The sequence below is a fragment of the Streptococcus dentapri genome (assembly GCF_042649885.1).
GTDB classification, from domain to species: domain Bacteria; phylum Bacillota; class Bacilli; order Lactobacillales; family Streptococcaceae; genus Streptococcus; species Streptococcus dentapri.
The window spans coordinates 35893-47905 of sequence record NZ_JBHSAC010000056.1; the positions used below are offsets into that span (position 1 = coordinate 35893).

A 12013-nucleotide genomic window follows, 5' to 3' on the forward strand; every position below is an offset into this window, starting at 1 on the left:
GATAAGTCCTGCCTCATTTTGTATCGTTCACACCTCAATAACTTGTGTTAGGAAACAATTAAAGGATAAATAATGACGAAATTACTTATTGGATTAGGGAATCCAGGATCTAAATACCATGAAACAAAGCATAATGTTGGTTTTATGGCTATTGATAGCCTTGTAAAGGATCTTTCTCTCTCTTTTTCGGAGGAAAAGCACTTTAAGGCTTTGATCGCCTCTACTTTTTTGAATGGTGAGAAAATCTATTTTGTGAAGCCCATTACCTTTATGAACGAAAGTGGTCAGGCAGTCCACACCCTTTTAACTTACTATAATATTAAGATTGAAGATATGATAATCATTTATGATGATTTAGATATGGAAGTTGGTAAGATTCGCTTTCGCCAAAAAGGATCTGCTGGTGGTCATAATGGGATTAAAAGTATTATCAAACATATTGGGACTCAAGAATTTGACCGTATAAAAATTGGTATCGGCCGACCTAAATCAGGTATGACAGTAGTCAATCATGTTCTCAGTAAATTTGATGAGGAGAACCACCTAATCATTTTAAAGGCGATTGATAAAGTTAAGGATGCTATTAATTTTTATTTAGTGTCTGGGGATTTTGAACAGACGATGCGGAAATACAATGGATAATAATTTACTGAGTCTATTTGGACGAAATAAACAAATTCAAGAATGGCAAGATAAAACTGCTTTGCTAGGGCGCCAACTGATAATGGGATTGACAGGAACTAGTAAGAGTTTAGCTATCGCCTCGAATTTCTTAGCCAATAAAGGAAAACTTTTAATTATAACAGCAACGCAAAACGAAGCTGAAAATTTGACTAGTGACTTGATAAGCCTGCTAGGGGAAGATTTGGTTCATCAATTTTTTGCGGATGATATTATTGAAGCTGAGTTTGTCATTGCCTCTCAGGAAAAATCACTTTCTCGAGTTGAAACTTTAAACTTTCTTTTGGACGATACAGCCAGCGGTCTTGTGATTACCAGCTTATTAGGAAGCCGAATTCTTTTACCAAAACCACAAGACTATGCTGATTTTGTCTTGTATTTTGAATTGGGGAAAGATTATCAACTTGATGAGCTTGTTAAAAGTTTGTCAAATATCGGTTATAAAAAGACAAGTCAAGTTTTATCACCAGGAGAATTTAGTCGACGTGGTGATATTTTAGATATTTATGATGGCAAAACGGATCAAGCTTATCGTTTAGAATTCTTTGGAGATGAAATTGATGGTATCCGCATTTTCAATCCTGAAAATCAAAAGTCAATTGAAACAATTTCTTCTTTAACACTTAGTCCGGTAGAAGAATTTATCGTGACTGATACTAGTCGAGAAAAAGCATTAGCCCATTTAGAAATAGAAATTGCAAGAACCCAAGATAGTACCCTTAAAGCTTACTTAGAAGATATTTTTGCGACTATTTCAGATGGTTATCAACATCAAGATTATAAAAAATTTTTATCCTACTTTTACGACAGAACTTATACTTTATTAGACTATCTCCCTAAAAATACTCCAATCTTCTTTGAAGATTTCCAAAAGTTAATGGATCGCAATGCCAAGTTAGATCTAGAAATTGCAAATTATCTGACGGAAGGGTTACAACAGCAGAAGGCGGTTCCTAATCAGGTTTATTTTGCTAATATTTATAAAAGTTTGCGCCAGTATCAGCCAGCATCTTTCTTTTCTAATTTTCATAAGGGTTTAGGAAGTATTAGGTTTAATCAAATTTATAACTTTACCCAATATGCCATGCAGGAATTTTTTAATCAAATTCCACTTTTAGCTGATGAAATTAGTCGCTATCTTAAATCGGGTGCTACTATTATTCTACAAGCAGATTCTTCTTCTAAACTGGAAAAACTCCAAGAGCTACTGAGAGAGTATGGTTTAGATTTAGCCATTGTAGATGAAAATAGTTTAAAAGTAGGAAAAGCACAACTAGTGAAATCTAATCTCGGCAATGGCTTTTACCTAGCTGATGAAAAATTAGTCCTGATTACTGAAAAGGAAATTTTTCATAAGACCCCTAAAAGAAAAATTCGCCGTCAACATGCTAGTAATGCTGAGCGTCTGAAAGACTACAATGAATTGGAAAAAGGCGATTATGTTGTCCACAATGTGCATGGGATTGGTCGTTTTCTGGGAATTGAAACGATTGAAATTTCAGGTGTCCACAGGGATTATTTAACGGTTCAATATCAAAATTCTGATACCATCTCCATTCCGGTTGAACAAATCGATCTCCTGTCCAAATATATGGCTAGTGATGGCAAAGAACCTAAGATAAATAAATTAAATGATGGCCGTTTCCAAAGGACCAAACAAAAAGTTTCTAAACAAGTTGAGGATATTGCAGATGAATTGCTTAATCTTTATGCTGAACGCAGTCAACTCAAAGGCTTTGCCTTTTCACCTGATGATGATAATCAAAGAGAATTTGAAGAAGACTTTGCTTATGTTGAAACAGATGATCAACTGCGTTCAATTAAAGAAGTTAAGGCTGATATGGAATCTGATAAACCCATGGATCGCTTGTTAGTTGGAGATGTTGGTTTTGGTAAAACTGAGGTCGCTATGAGAGCTGCCTTTAAGGCGGTTAATGATAGCAAGCAGGTTGCTGTTTTAGTACCGACAACTGTTTTGGCTCAGCAGCATTATAATAATTTTAGAGAGCGTTTTGAAAATTATGCTGTGGAAATCGGTGTACTTAGTCGCTTTCAAACTAAAAAAGAACAGGAACAGACGCTTACTAGATTAAGTAAAGGCCAAATTGATATTATCATAGGAACCCATCGCCTGCTTTCAAATGATCTTGAATTTATGGATCTGGGTTTGATTGTTATTGATGAAGAACAACGCTTTGGCGTGAAACATAAGGAAAAACTCAAGGAATTAAAGAAAAAATCGGACGTTTTAACTTTAACAGCCACCCCTATTCCCCGGACTCTACACATATCCATGTTGGGAATTAGAGATTTATCTGTAATTGAAACTCCTCCGACCAATCGTTACCCGGTTCAAACTTATGTTTTGGAACATAATTCTAGCATCATCCGTGAAGCTATCATGCGAGAAATTGAACGAGGTGGACAAATTTTTTATGTTTATAATCGGGTAGAAGAGATTGAACAAAAAGTTTTTATGCTACAAGAATTGGTCCCCGAAGCTAGTATTGGCTTTATTCATGGTCAAATGAGTGAAGTTCAGTTAGAAAATACCCTCTTTGATTTTATAGAAGGAGCCTATGATGTTTTGGTAGCTACCACTATCATTGAAACAGGTGTTGATATTGCAAATGTTAATACTCTATTTGTTGAAAACGCTGATCATATCGGTCTGTCAACGCTCTATCAACTTCGTGGGCGTGTAGGTCGTAGTAATCGCATTGCCTATGCTTATCTTATGCATCAACCGAATAAGATCTTATCTGAAGTATCAGAGAAACGTTTGGAAGCTATTAAAGGATTTACCGAGTTAGGATCAGGTTTTAAAATTGCTATGCGTGATTTGTCTATTCGAGGAGCTGGTAATATTTTGGGAGCCTCTCAAAGTGGTTTTATTGATTCAGTGGGATTTGAATTGTATTCTCAGATGTTAGAAGAAGCTCTCCAGCATAAACAAGGACAAACAAAAGTACGTCAAAAGGGTAGTGCTGAAATTAATTTGCAAATTGATGCCTACCTCCCTGAAGATTATATTAAGGATGAGCGTCAGAAAATTGAATTTTATAAGCGTATACGAGAGATTGGATCACGTGAAGATTATGAAACTCTGCAAAGCGATATTGTTGACCGATTTGGAGATTATCCCGATCAGGTAGCTTATTTGATTGAAATTGGTCTTTTAAAATCCTATCTTGATAATGCTTTCGTTGAGATAGTTGAAAAGAAAAATCAACAGCTTACAGTCAGTTTTGAAAAAATTGCTCAAAATTTGTTCTTAACACAAGACTATTTTAAAGCTCTTTCAAAAACTAATTTAAAAGCTCGTATTAGTGAACATCAAGGAAAAATCGAAATTATTTTTGATGTTCGTCAGAAAAAAGACTATGAAATTTTGGAAGAATTGATAAAATTCAGTACCTCATTGACTGAAATTAAAAAAAGAACAGTGAAGAGATAGTTTTATTACAGATTTTAGAACGAGGCAGGGACAAAAGTCCTGCCTTTTTGTTTTGCTCTAGCTTTACCAGATTAACAAAGGATTGATTGGCAGTCCTTATTCCTTGCTGGGTAAGTGATAGCGGCCCCTGATCAACTGGTGCAGAAAAAAAGTCAGGATGATAAAATCGAAATTGCGATTTTATCACAATTTAGCGATTTTTTCTCAGACTCGTTACATTCTATTTGATAAATAGGTTTGAGGACTGTTATTTCTTTAAAAAAATGGTAGAATATGGAGGATTGTGGGGTAAATTATGCGATTAGATAAATATTTAAAAGTATCTCGACTTATTAAGCGTCGACCAGTAGCTAAAGAAGTGGCAGATAAGGGACGCATAAAAGTTAATGGTGTTTTGGCTAAGTCATCAACCGATTTGAAATTCAATGATGAGATAGAAATTCGCTTTGGCAATAAATTATTGACTGTCCGTGTGCTGGAAATGAAAGACAGCACCAAAAAAGAAGATGCAGAAAAAATGTATGAAATTCTCAGTGAAAAAAGGATAGAAGCCGATGAGCAACAAGGATAAGGTCGTTCAATTAAATAATGATTATATTAAGGAAAATAATCTCTACAAACGTTATGAGGAAGAGGAAACTCGTAAACGTCATCGTTTCATGGGTTGGACCTTAATTTTTGTTATTTTACTCTTTGTTTTGCCAACTTATAATTTGGTTTCAAGTTATCGAGACTTGCAAAGTAAAAAAGCCCAGATTGTAAAATTAAAAAAAGAGTATCAGACCACCAAAGAAGAAACTACCAAAGAGGAAACTTTAGCTAATCAGTTAAAAGATAATGGTTTTGTTGAAAAATATGCACGCGCTAAGTATCATTATTCTGATTCAGACGAAGTTACCTTTATCATTCCGGAGCTTGTTCCACAATAATTATGAAAAAGTTGATTGACACAATTGAAAAATTTTTAGCTCATTCTGAGGAAAAATTAGAAGAACTCAGTGAAAAAAATCAGTCATTAAAACAAAAGGAGGAAAACCATGAAGATTAAAATAAGCAATGGAAATACTATCTTCCTTGCCTTCTTGGTTTTATTTCCAATTTTTATGTCTCCTTTTATACTTGTTAAAGGAGATAGAAATTCTAATTCCAATGGGCAGATGTCACAAGCAGCTGCCAATAATTCTTATTTTGCGAAGATTCCATCTAACCCCAATGTTTATGATGAAGTTACTACTTATTCAGATCGTAATTTAACAAAGGCCTCAGATGAGATTAAGCCTGATTCTAAAATTTCTATCCAAAAAATAGAAACTAATGATAAAGGTATTCCTGTTTTTAAATTTACTAATGGTTTTTATGCTAAGGCTAGTCATAAACAATTCTATGATGATAAACAACTGAGTAGACAGAAACTCAGTAAGGCTAAAAATTATTGGACTTCTGAGAAAGTTACCGTTTTTGATCGCCCTTATGTTGTAGGGGTTAAACCTAAAAAATCAGCAGTGACAACCTATAGCAAAATTCAGGTAACTGAAAAAGCTACAACAAATCACGGAACCTATTTTTTGGTTAAAGGGCAGGGATGGATTGATGCTAAAACTTTATCAGATAAGGATGAACGAATTAATAAGGTCCAAAATATCTTAAACCAAAAGTATAATGATGCCGATAAATATAGTATCTATGTTAAACAACTAGATACAGAAAAGACAGCTGAAATCAACGGTGATAAAGTCATGTATTCAGCTAGTGTCAGCAAACTTCCTTTGCTCTACTATGTTCAAGAACAATTAGATGAAGGAAAAATCGAGACATCAAAAACTTTTACCTATGCATCGGCTGTTAATAATTTTAAAAGAGCTTATAAACCTGAAGGTAGTGGTGACATCAGTAAAACCTCCAATAATCAAAAGTATAGTGTTGGGGAGTTAGTCCAGGCTGTCGCTCAACATTCAGATAATGTAGCCACTAATATTTTAGGCTATTATGTAGCTAATCAGTATGATAGTAACTTTCAAAAGTCTATTAAAGATGCTATTGGTAGTAATTGGGATATGAAAGAACGTAAGGTCTCTGCTAAAACAGCTGGTTTAATGATGGAAGCTATTTATCAGCAAAATGGAGATATAACCAATTACCTTTCTTCAACTGAATTTGATAACCAACGGATTGCTAAGAATATTCCTGTAAAGGTAGCCCATAAAATTGGTGATGCTTATGATTATCGCCACGATGTGGCCATTGTTTATGCTGATTCACCTTTTATTATTTCTGTTTTTACAGAAAATGCTTCCTATGATGATATAACTGTTATTGCTGACGATGTTTATAAAATTTTAAAATAATGTATCAAAAAATTCTCAAAGAGGTTCAAAAGAATTCTTATTTTAAACCTCATCAAAATGTTTTAATAGCTGTATCAGGTGGAGTAGACTCAATGAATTTACTCTATTTTTTACATTGCTATCAAGAAGAGTTAAAAATAAAAATCGGTATTGCTCACGTTAATCACAGACAACGTCCTCAATCTGATGAGGAAGAGACTTATTTAAAAGAATGGGCAAAAAAACATAATGTTCCTATTTTTGTGAAACAATTTTCAGGAAATTTTTCAGAAAAAACTGCGCGTTATTTTAGATATGATTTCTTTAAAGATATCATGGCCAAAGAAGGTTATACAGCTTTAGTGACGGCTCATCATGCCGATGATCATGCGGAGACAATCTTTATGCGCTTGGTCCGTGGTAGTCGTCTAAAATATTTAAAGGGAATAAAAGCTATTCAGGCTTTTGGTCAGGGACAATTGATTCGTCCGTTTTTAACATTAAATAAAGCTGATTTACCAGATATTTTCCATTTTGAAGATGAAAGTAATAACAGTAATCAATATCTTCGTAATCGTATTCGTAATAATTATATCCCCAGCTTGTCAAAGGAAAATCCAAATTTTTCTAAATACCTAAGTGAGCTAGGTCAAGAAACAGAATTATTGTTGTCAGCTTTATCAGACTTGACTAGTGGGTTAGATATCACCCAGCTTAAAAATTTTATAAATCAAACGGAAGCAGTTCAATATTTTCTTTTACAAACTTACCTAGATAAGTTTCCAGAATTACATTTATCTAAGCCTCAATTTGATCAGTTACTTGTAAAATTAAGGTATCCAGATGAAGAGGATTGGTATCTTAAAGCAGGATACTATCTTCATAAAAATAAAACTAGATTTAGCATTGATAAAATCGGTCCCGAGACGGATAGCCAGTTTTCAACCAAAATACTAAAATATGGTGATATCGTTAATCTCAATAATAATAGTTTCGAGTTTGGCCAAACTGGGGATATCGAATTGGATAGTCAATCTCCTATTACCTTACGTCCTAGACAAGCAGGGGACCAAATAGATTTTGGTAATTTTCACAAGAAGCTTCGTCGATTATTTATTGATGAAAAAATTCCTGTTAAAGAGCGACAAAAGGCTATCATTGGTGAGCAAGATGGGGTGGTTATCTTTGTATTAGTTAGTGGGAACTTATATTTGAGAAAAGCTTCCCAATGTGTTACAATAAGAGCCAAATTGTGTGTAAGAAGTAAAGAAACTGGTGACTTATGACCCTGAATAACGATATTAAAAAAATACTGTATTCGGCTGAAGAGATTACTGCTAAAACCGAGGAACTCGGAAAACAACTGACGAAAGATTATGAAGGTAAAAACCCTCTTCTTGTTGGTGTTTTAAAAGGAGCAGTGCCTTTTATGGCGGAATTGATCAAGCACATCGATACTCATATTGAGATTGACTTCATGGTTGTTTCAAGTTATCACGGTGGTACTCAAAGCAGTGGTGAGGTTAAAATTCTAAAAGATGTTGACACCAATATTGAGGGACGAGATGTCATCTTTGTTGAAGATATTATTGATACAGGACGTACCTTGCTCTACTTAAGAGATATGTTTAAGTACCGTAAAGCTAATTCTGTAAGAATTGCAACCTTATTTGATAAGCTAGAGGGACGAGTCGTAGATATTGATGCAGATTATGTCTGCTATGATGTTCCAAATGAGTTTATTGTGGGATTTGGTTTGGATTATGCAGAAAAATACCGTAACCTTCCTTATGTTGGTGTACTTAAGGAAGAAATCTATACAGATTAGTAATTAGAAAGATTTCGTTAATACATGAATAATAATAAAAATAAAAATGGCCTAGTAAAAAATGCCTATATTTATCTTTTAGCGATTATTGTAGGAGTGACAGCCCTTAACTTCTATTTTGGAGGAAGTACTGATCAAACCCGAGAAGTTGGTTATTCTACTTTAGTTAAGGAAATAAAAAGTGGAGATGTTAAATCCGTTACCTATCAACCTAGTGGGAGTGTTGTTAAAGTAACGGGAAATTATGCTAAGGCGAAGAAGGTTGAATCAAATAATTCTAATTTCAATTTCTTCTCAACAGATAACACTACAAAAGCTACTAAATTCACCTCAGTCATCTTACCAAGTGACTCTTCTCTTCAAGAAATAGAGAATGCGGCTAAATCATCAGATACGAGTATAAAAGTTGTTCCAGAAAGTTCAAGTGGAGCTATTATGTCTTATGTGTTTAGCCTCTTTGTTCCTTTAGTTATTATGGGCCTCTTATTCTATTTCATGATGAGCCAAGGTGGTGGAGGCGGAGCTCGTGGAGCTATGAGTTTTGGCCGTAACAAGGCTAAATCGGCTAACCAAGGAGATATTAAAGTCCGTTTTTCTGATGTTGCTGGTGCTGAAGAAGAAAAACAAGAACTGGTTGAAGTTGTTGATTTTCTAAAAAATCCCAAAAAATACCGTGCTTTAGGTGCCCGCATTCCGACTGGTGTCTTACTTGAGGGCCCTCCAGGGACTGGTAAGACTCTTTTGGCTAAGGCTGTCGCTGGTGAAGCTGGAGTTCCTTTCTTTAGTATCTCAGGTTCTGATTTTGTTGAAATGTTTGTTGGTGTCGGGGCTAGTCGTGTACGCTCTCTTTTTGAAGATGCTAAAAAGGCTGAAAGAGCTTTGATTTTTATCGATGAAATTGATGCTGTTGGTCGTCGTCGTGGTGCCGGTATGGGTGGTGGAAACGACGAACGCGAACAAACCCTTAACCAACTATTGGTTGAAATGGACGGTTTTGAAGGGAATGAAAGTATCATTGTTATCGCTGCTACTAACCGTAGTGATGTCCTTGACCCAGCACTTTTACGTCCTGGACGGTTTGATCGTAAGGTCTTAGTTGGAAGTCCAGATGTTAAAGGACGTGAAGCGATTCTCAAGGTTCATTCTAAAAACAAACCGCTTAAGGATGATGTTGATCTTAAAGTTATAGCTCAACAAACTCCAGGTTTTGTTGGTGCCGATCTTGAAAATGTTCTAAATGAAGCTGCTTTGGTTGCTGCTCGTCGTAATAAAACGAAGATCGATGCAAGTGATATTGACGAAGCAGAAGATCGTGTCATTGCAGGTCCGGCTAAAAAAGATAAAAAGATTTCTGAAAGAGAACGTCAAATTGTTGCCTATCATGAAGCTGGACACACCATTGTTGGTTTAGTTCTCTCTAGTGCTCGTGATGTTCATAAAGTTACAATTGTACCGCGTGGGCGTGCAGGTGGCTATATGATATCCTTACCAAAAGAAGATCAATCTCTATCATCTAAGGATGAAATGAAAGAGCAGCTAGCAGGTCTGATGGGGGGTCGTGTTGCTGAGGAAATTATCTTCAACACTCAGACTTCAGGCGCTTCAAACGACTTTGAACAAGCAACAGCAATGGCGCGTGCCATGGTTACTGAATATGGTATGAGCGACAAATTAGGTCCTGTGCAGTATGAAGGTAATCATGCTATGAGTCCTGGTCAAATGGCTCCAGAAAAATCTTACTCAGGACAGACTGCTCTAATTATTGATGAAGAAGTTAGAGACCTTCTTAATGAAGCACGTAATAAAGCCGCTGATGTTATCAACGCTAATCGTGAAACCCATAAATTGATTGCTGAAGCTCTTCTTAAGTACGAAACGCTTGATGCTGCGCAGATTAAATCAATTTATGAAACAGGTAAAATGCCTGATGAAATTTCAAACGATTCAGAAGATAACCATGCACTTTCTTATGATGAAGTGAAAGAAAAAATGTCTGAGTCTGAAACTGAATTATCTGAGTCCGATTTTAATTCTGAAACCAATTAATTAAAAAGTCCGAAAGGACTTTTTTTAGACTTTATCTGATATGAGAATTACTAGTTAAAAGAATTTACTTTCATTTGGGTCTATGATAAACTTACAGTAGAAAATTCAGGGAGAAAAAAGTGAATATTTTTCGTAAAAAAGATCCAAGACAGACCAAAACGGAGATGGTACGTAATTTGCGTACTATTGATTTAGTTTTCTTAGGCCTAGGATCAATGGTAGGGACAGGTATTTTTACAATTACAGGTATTGGCGCTGCTGAATATGCAGGTCCATCCTTAATGATTTCCATTATTCTGGCTGCCATAGCAGTTGGTATTTCTGCACTTTTTTATGCAGAGTTTGCTTCCCGCCTACCAGCCAATGGTGGTGCCTATAGTTATGTTTATGCTACATTAGGAGAATTCCCAGCCTGGCTAGTTGGTTGGATGATCATCATGGAGTTTTTAACAGCAATATCAAGCGTAGCTTCAGGTTGGGGTTCTTATTTAAAAGGGCTATTAGCAAGTTTTGGAATCACTCTACCAAAGGCGCTCAGTGGAACTTTTGATCCTAACCAAGGTCACTATATTGACTTGCTGCCTGTTTTAGTTATGGTAGCTGTTACCGCTTTGGTTTTGCTGAATTCAAAATCTATTTTACGATTTAATAGTTTTTTAGTAATCTTAAAATTCTCAGCTTTGGCACTGTTTATTATCGCTGGTATCTTCTTTATCAATACAGATAATTGGACAAATTTTGCACCTTTTGGATTTATTCAACCTCATGGCGGTAAAGGAATATTGGCTGGTGCCTCTATTATGTTTTTTGCTTTCTTAGGATTTGAATCGCTTTCTATGACTGTAGATGAAGTGAAAGAACCGCAGAAAACAGTTCCACGTGGCATAATTTTATCCTTGATTGTAGTTACAATTCTCTATATATTGGTGACTCTTGTTTTAACCGGAATGGTACATTATACAAAACTTGGTGTGGATGATGCAGTAGCATTCGCTTTACGTCATGTTGGCTTAGCGTGGGCAGCCAACTATGTGTCAACGGTTGCTATTTTAACTTTGATAACTGTCTGTATTTCAATGACCTTTGCCTTATCACGGACAGTTTATAGTATTAGTCGAGATGGACTGTTACCAAAAGAGCTGAGTGCTATTTCTGAAAAGACAAAAACACCCAATAGTGCTACCTTCCTAGTAGGTATATTTGCGATTGTCTTTACAGGGATTATACCACTTGCAAGTCTAGCAGAATTTGTAAATATCTGTACTTTAGCCTATTTAATTGTTTTAGCTATTGCTCTTATAAAATTACGTAAAGACAAAGCAAGTTCTGAGGAAGATCAATTTAAAACTCCTTTGGTACCAATTCTACCTATCATATCAATTATTATTAGTTTATTTTTGATGAGTCAATTCAAGATGATTACCTGGATAGCGTTTGGTATTGCTCTGTTATTAGGAATTTTAATCTACTATCTATACGGTTATAAAAATTCCATCATAAAAGATAATTAAAAAAGCATAAGAATTAGTACCTAAATTTACTTAGGTGCTTTTTATTTTTGGGAAGTAATTACTAGAGAATAAAAGTATTAAAATAATGATAAATCTATTGACAAGGCTTTCTGAGTTTGATAGAATAAATAAGCTGTCTTCTGGAGGAGACAGTAGAAAAGACCTT

Annotated in this window: 10 protein-coding genes; all 10 read left to right on the top strand. The window is 35.2% G+C overall.

Annotated elements, in window-relative coordinates; genetic code table 11:
* Positions 1-72 precede the first annotated feature (72 nt).
* Entirely contained in the window at positions 73-642 is a 570-nt protein-coding gene (gene pth / locus ACFOSE_RS06965) for an aminoacyl-tRNA hydrolase (protein ID WP_380431963.1), read from the top strand.
* Complete coding sequence (gene mfd, locus ACFOSE_RS06970; protein ID WP_380431964.1) at positions 635-4138, top strand: transcription-repair coupling factor; 3504 nt, start codon at positions 635-637, stop codon at positions 4136-4138. The genes pth and mfd overlap by 8 nt, the downstream gene beginning before the upstream one ends.
* A 295-nt stretch (positions 4139-4433) precedes the next feature.
* On the top strand, positions 4434-4709 hold the full coding sequence (locus ACFOSE_RS06975) for an RNA-binding S4 domain-containing protein (protein WP_380431966.1): 276 nt from the start codon (positions 4434-4436) through the stop codon (positions 4707-4709).
* Positions 4693-5067 carry an FtsB family cell division protein gene (locus tag ACFOSE_RS06980; RefSeq protein ID WP_380431968.1) on the top strand — a complete coding sequence of 125 codons (375 nt, stop codon included), beginning with the start codon at positions 4693-4695 and terminating at the stop codon, positions 5065-5067. Before ACFOSE_RS06975 ends, ACFOSE_RS06980 begins: the two co-directional genes overlap by 17 nt.
* A 2-nt stretch (positions 5068-5069) precedes the next feature.
* Entirely contained in the window at positions 5070-5186 is a 117-nt protein-coding gene (locus tag ACFOSE_RS06985) for an SP_0009 family protein (RefSeq protein WP_380431970.1), read from the top strand.
* A complete protein-coding gene (locus ACFOSE_RS06990) occupies positions 5176-6483 on the top strand; it encodes a serine hydrolase (RefSeq protein WP_380431972.1) in 1308 nt (435 codons plus the stop codon). Before ACFOSE_RS06985 ends, ACFOSE_RS06990 begins: the two co-directional genes overlap by 11 nt.
* Positions 6480-7748: a tRNA lysidine(34) synthetase TilS gene (gene tilS / locus ACFOSE_RS06995; protein WP_380431978.1), complete on the top strand. Its 1269-nt coding sequence runs from the start codon at positions 6480-6482 to the stop codon at positions 7746-7748. Before ACFOSE_RS06990 ends, tilS begins: the two co-directional genes overlap by 4 nt.
* Positions 7745-8290 carry a hypoxanthine phosphoribosyltransferase gene (hpt, locus tag ACFOSE_RS07000; RefSeq protein ID WP_380431973.1) on the top strand — a complete coding sequence of 182 codons (546 nt, stop codon included), beginning with the start codon at positions 7745-7747 and terminating at the stop codon, positions 8288-8290. Before tilS ends, hpt begins: the two co-directional genes overlap by 4 nt.
* Positions 8291-8314: 24 nt before the next feature.
* Complete coding sequence (gene ftsH / locus ACFOSE_RS07005; protein WP_380431974.1) at positions 8315-10336, top strand: ATP-dependent zinc metalloprotease FtsH; 2022 nt, start codon at positions 8315-8317, stop codon at positions 10334-10336.
* Positions 10337-10455: 119 nt separating this feature from the next.
* Positions 10456-11847, top strand: a complete 1392-nt coding sequence (locus ACFOSE_RS07010; RefSeq protein WP_380431976.1) for an APC family permease — start codon at positions 10456-10458, stop codon at positions 11845-11847.
* Positions 11848-12013: the final 166 nt, after the last annotated feature.